Genomic DNA, 17,365 nt, shown 5'->3' on the forward strand with positions numbered 1-17,365 from the left:
CAATCTATCAGTTAGACCGCCTGATAGTTAGGTGGCAACGTTCTTCACCCAGGGCATTTCCTGTCGTCCTCGGATCAGAAACCATGTGGCGTACAGCCATGTATTACCGGTGTAAATTGCCACTATGTTAATAACACACGGCATCCTTGGGTTCGTAAGTATCACGGTAGGAAGGATGTCAGCACATGAATGATATAGCATCTGTATGAAAATCTGAAACAGGTACGGCGAGAAAATAACCAGATCAAGGAGGTAATTTTCTTCGGGTAATGCTTGTTGGCCGAAAAAGCTTTAACAAAATCCGGCATCCTTTATCGGGTACCGGATGTTTTGTGTCTATTCAACAGACACTGCTCGACATTGACGTGTTGCATTCCTTCAGTGGCCTGCGCCTCCAACGCAGTCAAGCGCTGTTTGAAGTTACTCAAGGCATGACGCCGCCAGATGCTGCGCACGTCGCTGGCGGAGACGAAGATCCCGCGTTTGCGCAGCTCGTTACTCACTCGAACCTGGCCATGTGCCGGTTGTTCAATGGCATAGGTGGCCACGGCTGCCTCGACCTATTCGTCTACACGGTTCTTCAGAGTGGGCTTGCGACAGGTTTTGTCTCAATCCACCCAAGTTAAGCAGATCAACCGTTCGGGCTGCCTGCCGGCATAAAACGCCAGCAGACTTATTTCAGAGCACCAAAAACACTTGGCATGACGACCGCTTCGCGCGGCCGCCGTCCTGCGCGCGCTTTTTACGCAAGCAGGGCGGCGGCCAATGGGGATCCTTTTCGATCCTTGAGCGCGCTCCATGTCCTTGTCCGACCTCTTCGCCGATTTCTCCCGCTACCTCCATTCTGAGACCTTTCGCCATATTGCGCGGCATCCCGAACACCCCAATGCCTTCACCCGCCAGCGCAAGCTGCCGGCAATGATCGCCGTCATGCTCACCGGCTTGTGCAAGAGCTTCCAGGCCGAGGTGGATCAGTTCTTCGGCCACCTGCAGCAGGCGCAGTTGAATTGGGCAGTCTCCGAACAAGCCTTCGCCCTGCCACGGCTCAACGACTTCCTGATTGATCGGGTCGAGCAGGCCGGCTTTGTGCCGCGCTGGCGGGGACTGCGCCTGGTCGCTGGCGATGGTTCGACCCTTCGCTTCGGCCTGCGGGCCAGTCATGTGCTGTGCGCAGCCGATCGCGATCAGATCGCCTTCGGCCTCTACCTGCCGGGGGCCGAGATGGTGCTGGCCGCTTCCCTGCACAGTGTCCACGAGGGTGAGCGGTAGATGCTCTTCGAGCATCTCGAACGTTTGCGCGAGGACGACATTTTGCTGTTGGATCGTGGGTATCCCGCGCGCGCTGGCCGCGCTGCTGAACCAGCGCGGCATCCACTTCTGCATGCGCGTCGAGAAGCGCGGTGACAATGGCTTTGCCTGCGTGTGCGACTTTCTGCGTTCGGGGCTGCCCGAACAGGTCGTAACACTGCGGGCGCCGGACCGCTGCGATGTCGCAGACTTCGGCTGCCCCGTCACGCCGAAGACCGTCCGCCTGGTGCGCCACCAGACGCCGGGCGGCGGGGTGCTGATGACCAATGCTCTGGATCAGATCCATTTCCCGGCCGAGGCTTTTGGCGATCTCTACCATCGACGCTGGAGCATCGAAGAGGCCTTCAAACGGCTCAAGCATAAACTCAATCTCGAGCATGTCTCCGGGCTGTCGCGGCAGGCGGTGAATCAGGACTTCGCCGCCAAGATCCTGTGTGACAATCTGGAAGCCCTGGTCACGCTGGCGGCCCGGCAAACGCATCCAGTGCCGGAACAGCGGCGTATCAACCGGGCTTACGTCCATACCGTGCTGAAGCCTCTGCTGCCTGCACTGCTGCTGGGCATCGCGGCCGCCTCATGGCTACAGGATGCGATGGCCCTGATTGCCCGGCGGACCTTCCTACATCGGGAGGGGCTGTCGAAACCGCGCAAGCCAAGACCCAAGCCGCATAAGTTCATGAGCCAGTAGCCGTGCTGACGGTCTTTCGCCTTAACTTGGGTGGATTGGGTCCGCGACTCCGCGAGTGTCAAGGCCCTGGCTTCTTGGTCTGAGACATTTCTATTTCCAAATGGGAGTTCTTTTTTCTAAAAAAGCATCGATTCCCTCACCCGCATCCTGCTCCATCATATTGCCTGCCATCACATCACCGGCATATTTGTAGGCCTTTTCCAGTGGCATTTGCTGTTGCTGATAAAACATTGACTTGCCAATGCGGATAGCCGAGGGGCTCTTGCTTGTAATTGTCTCAACTTTCGCCGCCAGCGCCGCATCAAGCGCATTATCGGCGACGACTTCACTGATCAAGCCCCATTCCAGCGCTGTTGGGGCATCAATAAAGCCGCCGGTGGTCAGCATATCGAAAGCTCGTTTGGGCGCAATATTGCGCGAGAGCGCGACGGCCGGAGTGGAGCAAAATAGCCCCACGTTGATACCGGAAACCGCAAAACGCGCAGACTGCGAGGCTATTGCTAGGTCACAGCTAGCAACCAGCTGGCAACCGGCAGCGGTGGCGATACCGTGCACCCGGGCGATGACCGGCACCGGCAAGTTTACAATGCTCTGCATGAGCTGGCCGCATTGCTGGAACAAGGCCTGATAGTATTTGATGTCGGGCTTGGAGCGCATTTCTCTCAGGTCATGGCCGGCACAAAAGGCTTTACCCTGGCCGGACAATACAACGCAGCGCACACTCTCGTCGGTTCGTATCGTGTCCAGTTCGCGCTGCAGTGCTGTCATCATTGCTTCGGACAGGGTGTTGAACTTGGCTGGATTATTCAGACACAGAGTAACGACACCGTGTCTGTTCTCCCGGGTAAGAACAGGGGTCTGTGTATCCTTGTCGCGCATGCTTGCCTCCTGGTTCATACAATTAAAGAACGACCTTGATACTGACATCGGCCTTAATGGAGTTTCTGATAAAGCAACTGCGGTGAGCGCTGTTATGCAGGCGGGTGAGTGATTTTTCATCAATGGACTTGTCACCACCAAAAATCACGCGTGGTGACAGTTCGATGCGGGTAACCGCCATACCACCGTCTGACTTCTCCAGAAACCCGACGGGCGAGTCTTTATAGGACTCAACCCTATAGCCCTGTATTTCCGCGATCGCAAGAAAAAACAGCATATGACAGCTGGCCAGTGCACTAATCAGCATCTGCTCCGGGTCTGCACACCGTTCATCACCCTTGAACTCGACAGAGGCAGAAACATTGACGTTCTGCCCGCCATTCAAACTGACAACATGATTTCTGGAGTAGGTTTCTTTTTCCAGCTCGTGTTCTTTGTAAGACCAGGATATTTCAGATTTATGTTGTGACATCGTTATAGCTCCAGTTTTTGTTTGTGTTATTGAGTATCTTTGACTGACGGGATGTAGTTATGCTACCGCAGGCTGCCTTCCTGAAGGCGTGCTGCGTCAGGACCGGTCTGGTTACGCAGTTTCTGCAGCACGGGCGTGAGAGCGTTCTCAATCAGCATACTGTCGTAACCGAACATCAGCAGCGTGTATCCGCGGGCCAGCATTTCCTGGCCGGCTTCAAGGGAACCGGCAAAGCCGCCCAAAGGGATGCCGGCTGCCTGTACTGCACGCTCTGCTAGCATCAGGGTCTCTTTTACCCGCGGGTGATCGAATTGCCCGGCCAGCCCAAGGCTCTGAGAGAGATCATAGGGGGCGATAAAGACAAGATCGATACCACTGACGCTGAGTATCTCCTCAAGTCGGTCGACGGCATCCAGGTGCTCAATCATGATGATCTTCAGGATGGCATCATCGGCATCCCGGGCATATTCGGTCATGCTCATTTGCCAGCGATAGCCTGCATGTATAGGCCCAAAGCCCCGATTACCCGCGGGGGGGTAGGTTGCTGACCTAATCGCACAGTTGGCTTCCCCCGCGTCCATGATGAGAGGGAAGAACAGCCCCAGAGCGCCTGAATCCAGCGCCATTTTCGCCATCCACTTTTCGCCGGCAGCGAGCCGCACCAGTGGCGTACAGCTGGACTCCAGGGTGGCATTAATCATGGCCTGGGTGGACTCCGGCCCGATAGGACCGTGCTCAAGGTCGATCATCAGCCAATCGAAGCCGCATGCCACCAATGTTCGCATCAGATGCGGGCTGGGAGCCGTTACCGCGGTGCCGAAAACGGGGATGCCTGCGGCCAGCTTTTGCTTCAATGGATTCGTCAGTGTGCTCATTCATCAACTCTCTAATAGCGCCCAATACGAACGTCTGTGATCGACCTTGAGCCTAGATACGCCTTGCCAGGCTGTTTCAGGTTTGCAATCGCTGCCGCCTTTAATCAGCTGGCGGCTTTGCGTTCCTGAGCCATCTTGTAGGCAATATCCAGAATCATGTCTTCTTGGCCACCAATCACTTTCAGGTCACCCAGCCTGACAAAAATGTCTCGGGGGTCGAGGTCGTATTCCTCGGCGATATCCAGGGCTTTTTGGTAGAAGCTAGAGTAGATGCCGGCGTAACCCAGAATCAGGGACTGGTTGGTAACCTGAATGGTGTGCTGAATCAGAGGTTTGACGTACTTGTCGCCGGTGTCCATCAGTGCATAAAGGTTGCAGCCGCTGTCCACCTTCATCTTGTTCAGTACCGCCACAAGGGGCTCGGTGGGAGTGTTGCCACTGCCTGGGCCAAGGCCCTGCAGGGTTGCGTCGATAAAATCCAGCCCGGCTTCGTAGCCGACAACGGAGTTGCCGATGGCCAGCCCCAGGTTATTGTGGCAGTGTAGGCCGATGGGAACATTGAGCTCCTTCTTGAGTAGCTTAACCCGCACGGCGATATCTTCGGGCACCATGGCGCCGGCTGAATCAGCCATGTAGATATAATCCACGCCGTAAGATTCCGCCTCTTTCATGTAGCCCAGCAGCTCATCCGCGCTGATCATGTGCGTCATCATGAAGAAGGCGCAGACTTCCAGACCAATTTCCTTGGCCAGCTTGACGTGCTGAATGGCGACATCAATCTCGGTACAGTGAACCGCGATGCGAACAATCTCGACCCCGCATTCCTTGGCGACCTTAAGGTCTTCCATGGTGCCAAGGCCCGGCACCAGCAGTACGGCGAGCTTGGTGTTCTTCAGTGCTGCTGCAGCCGTTGTCAGCATGTCGCGGTCGGAAAGCCTGGCGCGGCCAAATTGCAGGGTAGAGCCACCAATGCCAGCGCCATGACTGACTTCTGCCGCGTAGACACCACCGGCCTCCAGGCCTTTGCAGATGCGCGTGATGTCCTCGGCGGAGAATTGATGATGGACGGCGTGGCTACCATCGCGGAGCGTGGTGTCGATGATTTTAACCGGCTTGCGTGTGGACATTTGTGATCCCCTCAGTTGCGCAATTTCTTGGCGTATTCTTCGGCGACCTTGATGGCCGAAGACGTTTCCATATCCAGATTGCCGGCATAGCTGGGCAGAAAGTCTCCGGCACCGCTAACGCTGACAGTTGTTGTTATCACCCCATTATTCACGATAGGCTCCATTGTCAGCTCATAACCCGGCACGTATTCCTGGATCGCCATGACCATTTCCGTGACAGCGGTATTGATCACCTGAATATCGAACTCGCCTCTGGGTTCACAAAAAATGGTGTTACGCATGGGGGATGCAGGCTCGGCCGGGTTAAACACGGTGAAGACCTTTGCCGTATCCGCCCCGCCCAGCGTGGTAAGTGCCTTCGCAGTGGTTGATGAATACTCGTCGATATTGGCCCTAGTTCCGGGGCCCGCACTCTTACTGGCCACGGTGGTAACAACCTCTGCGTACTTGATACCCACATGCTGGCTGATGGTGTAAACGATCGGAGTAGTTGCCTGGCCGCCGCAGGTGATCAGGTTGACATTATTTTCGCCCAGGCAGTCATGCATATTGACCACCGGCGACACGATTTTTCCGACGGCAGCAGGCGTGAGGTCGATGGCAATTTTGCCAAGTTGGTTGATCACCGGGGCATTAAATTTTTCGTGGGCCGATGCAGTTGTCGCATCGAAGATAATCTCGGCGCAATCAGGATTACTCTTGAGAAAATCAATACCCTCAGCCGAGGTGGTAATACCCATATCCTGTGCGCGTCTGAGACCCTCAGATTCAGGTACGATACCAATCATTGCGCCCATTTCAAGGTAATCGTTTTTGATTACCTTATACATTAGGTCGGTTCCGATATTACCCGGGCCAATAATTGCGACCTTGACTTTTCCCATTGGTCTCTCCGATAAATATTAAATAGTTAAAGTGCCTCCGGAATAACCGAAGGCTTATAAGGGGGGCGCCTCCAAGGCGCCACATCACATCTAGTCGTAGTTGGCCTAAATACTCATCCAATTTTTTCTGATTACGGATAGACTCTTGTTCCATATCTTCATCTAGACTAACTATCGATACGAGGTAACCTCGAGCTCAGAATATCCTGCCATTAACAGTCTTTTAACTATCTTTCGATGGCGATTACACTTTTGCCCTTGAGGTAGCTAACCACATTGGATACCGAGTATGGCTTAGACAGCGAATGAAATTTAGGCCCAACTACCATATTAATTTTATTTAGATAAAATTAAGGTGCTTTATTCTAAATTAATACCACGTTTTACTTACAATCCTAGCGTGTATACGACAATACTCCATATTCTTTAATAAGGCTGCCTTCAGCTTTCTTGGTAGAAAGCGAAGGTAGGTTGGTCGTAAGTTTGGTCAAGCGTATACGAGTCACCCGGCACAGGCGGGGTTTTCTCATATTAATTATTTATCTACTAGTTAATTGTTTTTAGTTAAAGGTGCATAAAAAATTAACTTTTACATACTATTAATAATAGATATTATTAACGAGCGATTCTAAGTTCATCATTTAAATTAGCCTATATTTACAGGAGGCTTTCGATAGGATATCAGATGAACTATATCATGATTTTTTGAAGGTTATTTACTACTCCAGAATGGCTCCTTCACAGGCCGGACGAACATGTTTTCGATAGATACGCATAAAACCACGCGGAGTCTCTTTCTCAATCCTTTTCCAGTTTTCTGCACGCTTGGCTTGCTCTTCATCAGTGATTTGCAGATGGATTCGATGGTTAGGAATATCCAATTCTATGAAATCACCATCCTCAATCAAAGCTATCAAGCCGCCATCATAGGCTTCAGGGCAAATATGACCTACGCAGGGACCTGCAGTGGCACCGGAGAAGCGGCCATCAGTGATCAGTGCAGTTTGGTTTAACTTCGCTTTTTTTAACGCAAGAGTAACGCCGAGCATCTCAGGCATGCCGGGACCCCCTTTGGGGCCTTGATAGCGGAGCACTACAATTTCACCCTGCTTGACGAGTCCCTTTTCAACGCCTTCAAGGGCCTCATCCTCTGAGTTGAAGCAGCGGGCAGGGCCGCTACATTTCAACATACTCTCCGCGACACCAGCGCGTTTAACTACGCAACCATCTGGGGCAATATTTCCCCTCAGTACAGCGATACCAGCATCAGGCCGATAAGCTTGATCACGAGGAGGGATAACCTTAGGATTGACTACACGAGCACTTTCCAAAGAGTCAGCCAAGGGCCGTCCAGTTACAGTCATGCAGTCAGTATGTAGATCATCCTGCATTACCTTCAGAACCGCAGGCATCCCACCTGCTTCCCACAGGTCGTGAATACCCCAAGGGCCATTTGGGCTGATCGACAAAAGGGTTGGAATACCAGAAACCTCCTCGAATGCGCTAATTGGAAGTTCAATGCCCGCAGAAGCAGCTATCGCAGGTAGATGCAGTAGGGCATTGGTAGACCCGCCAATCGCCACACTGGTTACCACGCCATTATGTATTGCTTTTGGCGTTAGAATTTTATCCATCGTCAAATTTTCTGCGACCATCTGAACGATACGCTCACCAGTGGCTCTAGCGGCTATAAGCTTGTCAGCATGATAGCCAGGAATATTAGAACTCCCGGGCAGGCAGATACCCAAAGCTTCAGCAATGCATTGGAAGGTATTGGCTGTCCCCATAATTTCGCAGGCACCGCAGGTGGTGCAATTAAAGGTTTCTTCGAGCATCGTTTGGTTATCAAAGTGATCGGCATGATCTATGGAACCGTTGAAATTCGGGGTACTACGTATTCCCATCTTTCCTGGCCCACCTGCTAAGTAGATAGCTGGCATTTCCAAGCGGGCAGCGGCCATCATCATACCCGGGTTAATTTTGTCGCAACCAGCAATGAAAACGACACCGTCGAAAGCTTGAGAGCGTACATGGGTCTCGATGATGTCAGCAATGAGGTCCCGCTGGGCAAGTACATAATTCATCCCTTCGTGGGCCATCGATATCCCATCGCAAGGTGCCGGTACATTAAATTCGGCACATTCGCCACCGCCAGCCAGTATTCCTGCTTTTACCTTTTCAGCGAGCCGATTGAGGTGATTGTGGCCAGTGGTAAGCTCAGAGTGCGAGTTAGCGATGGCAATCAGAGGACGACGCTTAAGCTTCTCAACTTCCAACCCTGTACCTCTTACAACACCTCGGCGGAAAGTGTTGACGATATGATTTGGGCTTGCATAGAACACATCGCTTTTTTTTGTGGTCATGATTGATACCTCACTGATTTTCGGCTTGCGTAGTGGTATTGACTATAGATCAAGGAAATTTGTAATTCTAGATCTGAAATTTAAGATTTAAATAAGTTAAGCATTTTGTTCGAGCCGTGTCAATCATTGGCTTCTAGAGTAATTCTCCAATATCTACATCGATTGATGTCCCAGGTCGTGAAGTACTGACGTAAATGGACGGCGATTACACCTTGTCGGTGCTCTGCTATGCGGCGACAGCTCACCGATCGCACTGTTTCTCTGCGTCGGGAGCCGAGCCAGCACATCTTTCAGATAGGCGTAGGGCTTATGTCCGTTCAGTTTGGCGGGCAGGATCAGGCGATCAAGATTGCAGCTGCCCGCTGCGCCCGCGAACAGCCAGTTACGCTGGCGTCGTGCTCTGGTGGAAATCCTGTCTTATGCAGGCGGCTTTGATCGCAGCACTGCCAATAGCTGGGACTGGGCCAACGGCATTTTCGGCGGCAACAGGCGCTCGTTCTCGCGGCTACGTAGGATGCCATCAAGATAGGGTATGAATCGCCGGAGCTGAACGGCTTCAGGTTTGTCGCCTCGATACAGCTGCAAGATACCTTTGCCGGCTTTGCTGGCCCCGGCACTGCGCCGAAGGATCAGGGCAGCTGGAGCGATCTCGGGCTCAAGGATGATGAGTATGAACTCGCTGCGCAGTGGACCGGCAAGCCTGTCAGTGGCCTCAGGCTCAGTGCAGGGGTGGTGCACAGCTCGGTGCATGTGGTGAATGAAGACATGCTGCAGAAAAGTACCGATATTGGTTTCCAGGTCGGCAAAACCCTGGACTCCGGCGCGACGGTCAGCACCAGCGCTTACTATACCTATGAATACTACGACAATGATGTTTGCCGACCGCCACTTTGAAGACGAACAACTGCAGGCCGGCGTTGACTGGAGCAAGGGCGATTGGAAACTGGGTGTCAACTATACTGAAGCTTGTGATAGCTACAGCCCGCCGGCGACGGCATTGCTCGATACTAGTGGCCATGAAAGTAGCTGGTAACATGATACTACCACAGTAATTGTGGGCACGGTTTTAAGCGACGTATCGGGACTTAAATGCCTCCGGACTCATGAATCCGATCTCACTGATCAAGGTTAAAAGTCTGGATTATATTAATTCAGGCTTGATCTGACACCTGCCTTGGCGACTTTTCAGTCGACGGTGGTTGAAATGACATGGGCGGCAACATCGTCCGTAAGAAGTTGTAACCGCTGCCCTAGTATTTGCCAAGCCTCTTGCATCTCCTTGGCATAGTTGTGCCGTTGATACGTGCGCTTCACTTTGTTTTCTTCGGTATGGTTCAAGCAGCGCTCTGCAACCTCCGGTAGCACCCCTGAGGCGACCATGATGGTAGCTCCGGTACGGCGGAGGTCATGTGGAGTCCATTTGCCACCAGGCATTAGCAAAGCCTGTCCATTCTGGCTTCGCCCGCTCATGGGTCCTTTCTCGTGTGGTCGTTGTCGATCAGTCAGCTGTTTGGTGATGGTCTTTGAGCTTACTGAAGCTGAACCGTCGCGGTTAGGGTAGCACCAGCGGCCTGCACCGGTCAGAGCATGAAGCTGTTCAAAGTGCCGAATTGCAAATGATGAGAGGTAGACGGTGTGAGGTTTCCCGTTTTTGCTGTTTTCGGCGGGGATGACCCATTCCTGTTTGCTGAGGTCAACATTTCGCCACTCAGCAGCTAGCAGTTCTCCTATGCGGCAGCAGGTGGAAAAGCAAATCCATACGGCAGCTTCCGTGGTTATTAGCAGCCCAGCGTTCGGGATTCCTTCCTGTAACTGGCGAATTTCATCATCCGACAATATACGATCTCGTTCGATGCTTGGTCCACCGATGCTGGTCTTGCTGATAGCTGCTGTTGGGTCGGCGTCGAGAATTTCACGTACAACAGCAAATCGGAACATCTGCCGGAGTGAGCTGAGTGTGACCTTCGCCATACGAGGTACGCCTCGTGCCAAAAGGGTGTCGGTAATGTTGGTGATATCGCGGCGGCGAACATCTTCAACAGCGATCGAACCGATTAGGGGGAACACTTCTTTGGTGAAGAGGCGACGCATCTCTGCGCCCTTGTCCTTGCGGCGCACCAAATCTACTTTTGCCCAATGCTCGAACAGCTCTGTTACAGTCCTTCGGCTGCGGTGCGTCTGATTCTCTTGTTCTAGGCGCACAAGCTCGATATCCCGCTCAGCCTGTCGCTGGCGCTCCTCTGTTTGAAGGTGCTCACGGATATTAGGTAGGCCGCTCTGGTGCAGTGCCGCCAACTCTTTGGCCTTCAATCTGGCTTGAGTCAGTGTGAGGTAACCTGGCTGCGCTTCCCGGCTATAGCTTCCGATGGGGAGCCGATCCCGGCGACCTTCACTATTGGTGTAACGGAAATAGAAGGAGCGCTGGCCGCTTGGTGTTATGCGGGCTATCAATACACCATGACCTCGAATAACGGTTTCATTCAGCCAGCGATCCTTGCTGTCTGGCTTAGCATTAATCTGTCGATCCGTGATCGTTGCCATATGAGTCGCTTCTCGTGCCCGTTCTGTGACCGTTTGAGAATAGCTTTGGTGGGATTCTATGGGAAGGCTATGGACAGAAAGAAGACATGTTTTAATCTAAGTTGTTGATAAATAAGTGAGTGTGGGATCGGGTGGGATTGGTCTGGACGTTCAATTTCTTTTATGGGGTGCAAGGGGTCGAAGAGTTATGGTGATTTCTGGTGTACGGGGAGATAGGAGGGATGGCGTATCCTGTTGATTGATCACGACCAAGATCTCAATCAACAGAGGTGATACGCCATGACCGATTTTACCCTGAGGGCTCTTTCACAACCAGAGGCACAGGCAGTAGATCCGCTGACCGAGCTGTTGCGTGCAGGGGCACGTGAACTGATCGCACACGCCGTCGAAGCCGAGCTTCAGGGGCTTCTGAATCAGCACGCCGAATCCCGGCTCCCAGATGGCCGCCAGGCCGTGGTTCGCAATGGCTATTTGCCTGAACGTACCGTCCAGACTGGTATCGGTGATGTCGAGATCAAGGTGCCCAAGGTGCGGGACCGAAGCGGTTCCGGGATTCGATTCAACAGCGCGCTACTGCCGCCGTACCTGAAGCGGGCCCGGAGTGTCGAGGAGTTGTTGCCCTGGCTGTACTTGAAGGGCATCTCCACTGGAGATTTTCAGGACTCACTGGCCGCGCTGCTGGGCGATCAGGCCAAGGGGCTATCGGCCAATACGATATCCCGACTCAAGAGCCAATGGCTCGAAGAGCACCAGCAATGGCGGCAACGGGACCTGGCGAACTCGCGCTATGTGTACTGGTGGGCCGACGGCGTGCACAGCAACGTCCGGATGGATGATCGCCTCTGCCTGCTGGTGATCATTGGCGTCACCGAGCACGGCCGCAAGGAATTGGTTGCGGTTGAAGACGGCTACCGGGAGTCGACGGCAAGCTGGGAGGAGTTACTGCTGGGTCTGCGCGAGCGTGGCCTGGAAACCGCGCCGAAGCTGGCGATTGGCGATGGCGCGCTGGGGTTCTGGAAAGCGATGACCAAAACGTATCCTGCCAGCCGGCACCAGCGCTGCTGGGTACACAAGACGGCGAATGTACTGAACAAGCTGCCCAAATCCATGCAACCCAAAGTGAAAGAAGCGCTGCACGATATCTGGATGGCCGAGACGCGTGACGCGGCCACGGTGGCATTTGATCGGACGCTGACCCGGTTCAGTAGCAAGTATCCCAAAGCCATGGATTGCCTGGCCAAGGACCGGGAAGAGCTGCTGGCGTTCTACGACTTCCCGGCAGAACACTGGGTGCATATCCGGACCACCAACCCGATCGAATCGACTTTCGCCACGGTAAGGTTGCGCACCAAACGGACGCGTAACTGCGGCTCCAGGGACACGACGCTGGCGATGGTCTACAAGCTGTTGGAGTCGGCACAGAAAAACTGGAAACGGATCAAGGGATTTAATCTGCTGACCCTCGTGGTCAACAACGTGAAGTTCAAGGATGGTGAGCAAGTACAAGATCAATCAGACAGGAACGCCGCCTGACGTCATACACCAGATTTGACAATAACTCGGGGTCGAAGGTTCAAATCCTTTCGTCCCGACCATTGAATTCAAAGACTTAGGCCGATAGATCATCTATCGGCCTTTGTCGTTTCTGGGGTTTTTCTTTTCTGGTCGCCGTTTCTCGCTAAGTTGCTGTATGCCACCAGCTGGATGGTTCATTTTTCGCAATCCTGCGTCACCGTTTCCTGCATCTCAGAGAAACCCTATTGCTGGTGCGAGAATAGCGCTGGGTTGGCATCGGCGGTGGTGGTTTTCAGTGCAACTCTAGCTCAGTCATGAACGCTGCTCTGCAGAGCGGATTAATCTTGGGCTCATGTCATGGGAAACTGCTTCAAGCCGTCGAGTTACACGGGCGTCTGCGAACTGTAGTGGTCAACTAATACCAGACACTACGTTAAGTTTTTCTTTGGCTCTGGCTGGCGGAACGCCATCGTTATACTGGTGAGGGCGCAGCCAGTTGTAGCGGTGCATTAGATAGTAGCTAAGGTCACGTTTCGCCTCGAGGAGGCTGGCATAGCCGGGGATGGGGTTCGCATTGGGCCATCCTTTTCAAAGGAAGGCCAATGATGAAACATCCCTATTTCATGTATTAACCCTCCGGGTTAATAACAACAATGCGGGCAACAGCAGGGTAGTTCCTCCGAAAAGTACCGGCACTAAAGAGAGAGTTTCTCGCAAGTGACTCGCATCAGGTTCCGCACGAAAAAAACAGCGACACCGCCAGTCAGGCCTTCATCACCCTTAGTCTTTTCCCCAGTGCTGGATGATCTGTTCGGCGAGATCGCCGAGGCTGGGTGAAACAAGGTCCGGCGGCAGCATGTTGCTGGCGGGCAGGAGGGCGTTGTGGGGGCGGGTCACGAGTGCGCCGCGACAGCCGGCGGCCTGGGCGCCCAGGGTGTCCCACAGGTGGCAGGCCAGCAGGCACAGGTCCGACGTTTTGACGCTCAGGGCCTGGGCGACCTGGTGGTAGGTTTCGGGCGCGGGCTTGAACTTTTGTACGGCCTCAACGCTGAACCGCTGCTCGAAAAAGTCGTTGATGCCGGCGTATTCCAGCGGTGTGGGGGAGCTGGTACTGGCGGAGTTGGTCAGGGTGACCAGCCGAAAGCCTGCATCGCGCAGCCGTCTGAGGGCCGGGATCACGTCCGGGTGTGGCGGCAGGGTATTCATGCGCTGCTTCAGTTCATCGATATCGGTTTCGGTGAGCGGTACGTCGTGGGTGGAGGCCAGCATGCGCAGCGTGCCTGCGCCCAGTTCGCCAAACGGGGTGTAAAGGCCCGACAGGGTCAGGGTCTGGGAGTAGAGGATCAGTTGCGCAAACCATTCGCGCATCACGCCGGGGTTGCCGAACCGGCGTGCAAACAGCGGCTCAAGATGGGTGATGTCGAGCAGGGTTTCATTGACATCGAAAACGATGATCGAAGGGGGCTTGGGCTCTGGCATGGCGCATCCTCTGGCGGCTATGAGTCGACCGGGCAATGGCATCGGGCTGCCCCGCATTGCCCGTTCCAGCATAGTACCCCGGTCGGCTCTGCTGGTATTTTACAGAACACCTGGGCGCATTGGCGAAAATCAACAGCCCCTAATTGTTTCCCCCGGAGTGGAGCCTTGCGTCAGCTGCTCGCATTTTTGCTGCAGGAAGGTTTTCATCACCCGGACCAGGGGGCTGAGCTGGCGACGGTCGGCAACCACCAGGTAAAGCGGTGCCAGTTCGCCCTGCCAGTCCGGGCAGACCCGTACCAGCCGGCCGGCACGGATATCGCCGGCTACATCCAATTCGGACTTGCAGGCGATGCCCTTGCCGCTGATGGCCCAGCGGCGCACCATGTCGCCGTCGTTGGAGGAGCAGTTGCCGCTGACTGCGACCAGCACTTCGTCATCTTTCTGGGCATGGGTGAACTGCCACTGTTCGTGTACCCGCTCGCCCACCATGAAACACAGGCAGTTGAAGTTCACCAGATCGTAGGGGGTTGCAGGCTGGCCTGCACGGGCAATGAACTCGGGTGAGGCGCAGAGAATGCGCCGGTTGTTCGCGGCCAGGGGAATCGCAATCTGCGTCGAGTCCGGCGGTACGCCATAGCGAATGGCGAGATCGACTTCCTCCTTGACGACGTTGGACACCTGGTCCGACAGGTTCAGGCGTATCTGGATATCCGGATGCAGGGCCTGGAAGTCGTCCAGCCAGGGGGCCAGCAGGTTGCGGCCAAAGTCGGATGACACCGATACCCGCAACGTACCCCGGGCGGCGGCATGGATGGCGTGGGCGGCATCCCGGCCTTCGGTCATCAGCTTGAGCGCCTGCTGGCAGTAGCGCAGGTACAGTGCGCCTTGCTGGGTCAGGCGCAGGCTGCGGGTCGAGCGAATCATCAGCAAGGCATCCACGTCTTCTTCCACCCTTTTGAGCGCGGCGCTCGCAGCGGCGGGGGTCAGCCCCAGGCTTCTGGCGGCCCGGGACAGGCTGCCCAGCTCCGCGGTGCGGGTGAAGATTTCGATGTCTTTAAAGGCTTTCATTATTAAATTTTATTTGAAAGTGATGTTATTAATTAGCTGTTATTCAAACTTTATGCATAGAGTATGCTGTGTCAAACCGCTGCAGCGCAATGGCTTGTCGCGTTCAGCGCAGGATTTGGCAGTCCATTCGGCGCGGCTGCCGTCATCGTGATAGTTAATCCGTTACCCGTTATATAGAGAAGAGTTCAGCATGACGATTCAGCAGGTTTCCAAAGCGCGTTACACCACCAAGGTATTCGATGCCAGCTACCAGATCCCGCAGGGTAAGATCGACAAGATCATGGCGCTGCTGCAGATGAGCCCGTCGTCGGTCAACTCGCAGCCCTGGCACTTCGTGATTGCCTCCACCGCAGAGGGCAAGGCGCGTATCGCCAGGGCGGCCACCGGCGCCTATGCGTATAACGAGCCCAAGATTCTGAAGGCGTCCCACGTAATCGCGCTGTGCGCGAAAACCGACATTGATGCTGCGTACCTTGAGCAACTGCTGGACCAGGAAGAGGCCAGTGGCCGCTTTGCCAGCGCCGACCAGCGTGCCGCCCAGCACAGGGCCCGCTCCTCGTTCGTCAACCTGCACAAGGATGAGCGCAAGGATATGCAGCACTGGGTGGAAAAGCAGGTTTACCTGGCGCTCGGCACCCTGTTGCTGGGCGCGGGTGCACTGAATATCGATGCCTGCCCGATGGAAGGCTTCGACCCCGAGATTCTGGATGCGGAGCTGGGCCTGAAGGAACAGGGCTATGGCAGTGTTGTGCTGGTATCGCTGGGCAAGCGCTCGGAAGACGATTTTAACGCACCCCTGCCTAAATCCCGCCACGCGCTGGAGCAGGTCTTTACCCGCATTTAAGCCAGCTAGCATCATCTGGGGCAGGGGTATTGCCTGCTCTTTCCCTTCATGCCTGTCGCTGATGGTTGATGAGCGCCCTATCATGCGGCCTTTACCCGGCACGCACGTGCCGTGCTGCGGGGCGTTTGGTGGTATAGTGAGGCCCACACAGCGGCATGGCCGCGGGCACCGGATCAGACCCCGGGTTCAACCTGCTTGCGACCTGCCTTTTGTGAGTGCCCCCGGTGAATTATTCCCCGGCGGGCAACTACGGTAATAGCGATCCCCTTGCCAGGACGGTGAACAGATGCGGTGCGCGCCAGCGCCACCTCAAAGGCGCTGACGCGCAAAACCGGGGCACTTTCAGGCGTTGGAGGCAACGATGTCAGGTATTCATGATCGGCTGGACTGGAACCTTCTGCGCACCTTTATTGCGATCGTGCAGGAGGGCAGCATCAGCCGTGCGGCCGAACGCCTGCACCTGACGCAGCCCGCGGTGAGCCTGGCGCTCAAGCGCCTGGAAGACCGCCTGGGTGAGCGCATGATCGTGCGCAGCGGCAATACCTTCGAGCTCAGTGGTGCCGGGGAACTGGTGTATCGCGAGGCGGTGGTGATTTATGGCAGCATCGCGCGGCTTTCCATGGCCGTGCGCGATGTCCCCAACGACCTCAGCGGTGTGGTGCGCCTGGCCCTGGTAACCGGCGTCAACAGTGAGCTGTTCGATCAGGTACTGAGTGATTTTCATCGCAATAACCCCCGCGTGACCTTCGAGATACTGACCGGCTCCAGTGACGATGTTCAGCACGCCCTGCTGCATTACAACGCCGCCTTTGGCATTTGCCTGAAACGCCGCAAGATCGAAGGCCTGAGCGATACCGTGCTGCTGCACCAGCGCTACTATCTGTATTGCGGCGAATCCCACCCGCTGTTTGGCAAGAAAAACCTGCAGGTGGAACACCTGCGCAACGAGAATTTCGTCTCCTTCGCCAGCGAACAGCTGGACGGTGTGCTGGCGCCGCTGGCGCTGTACCGCGCCCAGGAGCGCCTGGAAGGGCGCACCGTTGGCACCAGTTGCAGCCTGGATGAAGTGGCTCGCATGGTGCGTACCGGCATCGGTATCGGCGCCTTGCCGGAACACGTGGTGCGGGCGGACCTGGATGCCAGCCGCCTGTGGAAGCTGCCGCCGGAGGACGGGGTTGCCCGTATCAGTCTCTACCTGATGTGGAACCAGAACCCGCGCTTCAGCGAGGCTGAGGAAGTGTTCTTCAGTTGCCTGCTGGGCGCCCTGCGGGCCGCGGAGTAAACCGCCTTATTTGCTTATTTGTTAAAAAGCCCCGCGCTGA

The 17,365-nt window shown here is 55.0% G+C and carries 15 protein-coding genes and 3 pseudogenes; 6 read left to right on the forward strand and 12 right to left on the reverse strand.

What is annotated here, in order from left to right; all coding sequences use genetic code 11:
- Positions 1-377: 377 nt before the first annotated feature.
- A pseudogene (locus KDW95_RS22830) lies at positions 378-596 on the reverse strand (IS481 family transposase); the annotation flags it as partial.
- A 202-nt stretch (positions 597-798) separates the two neighbouring features.
- On the opposite strand from KDW95_RS22830, the gene KDW95_RS22835 reads away from it, so the two are divergent.
- Together KDW95_RS22835 and KDW95_RS22840 are read left to right on the forward strand one after the other, a co-directional pair.
- Entirely contained in the window at positions 799-1,269 is a 471-nt protein-coding gene (locus KDW95_RS22835) for a hypothetical protein (protein WP_255854056.1), read from the forward strand.
- A 55-nt stretch (positions 1,270-1,324) separates the two neighbouring features.
- Positions 1,325-1,996 carry a transposase gene (locus KDW95_RS22840; RefSeq protein ID WP_255854058.1) on the forward strand — a complete coding sequence of 224 codons (672 nt, stop codon included), beginning with the start codon at positions 1,325-1,327 and terminating at the stop codon, positions 1,994-1,996.
- 90 nt (positions 1,997-2,086) lie between these two features.
- Here the strand turns inward: KDW95_RS22840 and KDW95_RS22845 are convergent, their stop codons facing one another.
- The 7 genes and pseudogenes from KDW95_RS22845 to KDW95_RS22875 form a co-directional block, all read right to left on the reverse strand.
- Positions 2,087-2,875 carry an enoyl-CoA hydratase gene (locus KDW95_RS22845; RefSeq protein ID WP_255854059.1) on the reverse strand — a complete coding sequence of 263 codons (789 nt, stop codon included), beginning with the start codon at positions 2,873-2,875 and terminating at the stop codon, positions 2,087-2,089.
- A gap of 22 nt (positions 2,876-2,897) precedes the next feature.
- Positions 2,898-3,347 carry an OsmC family protein gene (locus KDW95_RS22850; protein ID WP_255854060.1) on the reverse strand — a complete coding sequence of 150 codons (450 nt, stop codon included), beginning with the start codon at positions 3,345-3,347 and terminating at the stop codon, positions 2,898-2,900.
- 62 nt (positions 3,348-3,409) lie between these two features.
- The gene (locus KDW95_RS22855; protein WP_255854061.1) at positions 3,410-4,222 is read right to left on the reverse strand and encodes an HpcH/HpaI aldolase family protein; all 813 of its coding nucleotides are present in this window, start codon (positions 4,220-4,222) and stop codon (positions 3,410-3,412) included.
- 104 nt (positions 4,223-4,326) lie between these two features.
- Complete coding sequence (dmpG, locus tag KDW95_RS22860) at positions 4,327-5,349, reverse strand: 4-hydroxy-2-oxovalerate aldolase (protein ID WP_255854062.1); 1,023 nt, start codon at positions 5,347-5,349, stop codon at positions 4,327-4,329.
- A gap of 11 nt (positions 5,350-5,360) precedes the next feature.
- On the reverse strand, positions 5,361-6,233 hold the full coding sequence (locus KDW95_RS22865; RefSeq protein ID WP_255854063.1) for an acetaldehyde dehydrogenase (acetylating): 873 nt from the start codon (positions 6,231-6,233) through the stop codon (positions 5,361-5,363).
- A 719-nt stretch (positions 6,234-6,952) separates the two neighbouring features.
- On the reverse strand, positions 6,953-8,596 hold the full coding sequence (ilvD, locus tag KDW95_RS22870) for a dihydroxy-acid dehydratase (protein ID WP_255854064.1): 1,644 nt from the start codon (positions 8,594-8,596) through the stop codon (positions 6,953-6,955).
- Positions 8,597-8,749: 153 nt separating this feature from the next.
- Positions 8,750-8,980: pseudogene (locus KDW95_RS22875) on the reverse strand (transposase domain-containing protein); the annotation flags it as partial.
- Positions 8,981-9,361: 381 nt separating this feature from the next.
- Between KDW95_RS22875 and KDW95_RS22880 the strand changes: the two are divergent.
- The gene (locus KDW95_RS22880; protein WP_255854065.1) at positions 9,362-9,490 is read left to right on the forward strand and encodes a hypothetical protein; all 129 of its coding nucleotides are present in this window, start codon (positions 9,362-9,364) and stop codon (positions 9,488-9,490) included.
- A gap of 291 nt (positions 9,491-9,781) precedes the next feature.
- Here KDW95_RS22880 and KDW95_RS22885 read toward each other — a convergent pair whose 3' ends face one another.
- Positions 9,782-11,137 carry a tyrosine-type recombinase/integrase gene (locus KDW95_RS22885; protein WP_255854066.1) on the reverse strand — a complete coding sequence of 452 codons (1,356 nt, stop codon included), beginning with the start codon at positions 11,135-11,137 and terminating at the stop codon, positions 9,782-9,784.
- A 279-nt stretch (positions 11,138-11,416) separates the two neighbouring features.
- Here KDW95_RS22885 and KDW95_RS22890 point away from each other — a divergent pair, with 279 nt between their 5' ends.
- A complete protein-coding gene (locus KDW95_RS22890; protein ID WP_255852692.1) occupies positions 11,417-12,670 on the forward strand; it encodes an IS256 family transposase in 1,254 nt (417 codons plus the stop codon).
- A 393-nt stretch (positions 12,671-13,063) separates the two neighbouring features.
- Here the strand turns inward: KDW95_RS22890 and KDW95_RS22895 are convergent.
- The 3 genes and pseudogenes from KDW95_RS22895 to KDW95_RS22905 form a co-directional block, all read right to left on the reverse strand.
- Positions 13,064-13,219, reverse strand: a pseudogene (locus KDW95_RS22895) (IS3 family transposase); the annotation flags it as partial.
- A gap of 213 nt (positions 13,220-13,432) precedes the next feature.
- Positions 13,433-14,131 (reverse strand): haloacid dehalogenase type II, encoded by a 699-nt coding sequence (locus tag KDW95_RS22900; protein WP_255854067.1) that lies wholly within the window; start codon positions 14,129-14,131, stop codon positions 13,433-13,435.
- Between the two features lie 129 nt (positions 14,132-14,260).
- Positions 14,261-15,199, reverse strand: coding sequence for a LysR family transcriptional regulator (locus KDW95_RS22905; protein ID WP_255854069.1), 939 nt, complete (start codon positions 15,197-15,199; stop codon positions 14,261-14,263).
- A gap of 190 nt (positions 15,200-15,389) precedes the next feature.
- Between KDW95_RS22905 and nfsB the strand changes: the two genes are divergently transcribed.
- Both nfsB and KDW95_RS22915 read left to right on the forward strand, forming a co-directional pair.
- Entirely contained in the window at positions 15,390-16,043 is a 654-nt protein-coding gene (gene nfsB, locus KDW95_RS22910; RefSeq protein WP_255854070.1) for an oxygen-insensitive NAD(P)H nitroreductase, read from the forward strand.
- A 361-nt stretch (positions 16,044-16,404) separates the two neighbouring features.
- Positions 16,405-17,325, forward strand: coding sequence for a LysR family transcriptional regulator (locus KDW95_RS22915; RefSeq protein WP_255854071.1), 921 nt, complete (start codon positions 16,405-16,407; stop codon positions 17,323-17,325).
- Positions 17,326-17,365: the final 40 nt, after the last annotated feature.

This window comes from Marinobacterium rhizophilum, assembly GCF_024397915.1.
Taxonomy (GTDB): domain Bacteria; phylum Pseudomonadota; class Gammaproteobacteria; order Pseudomonadales; family Balneatricaceae; genus Marinobacterium_A; species Marinobacterium_A rhizophilum_A.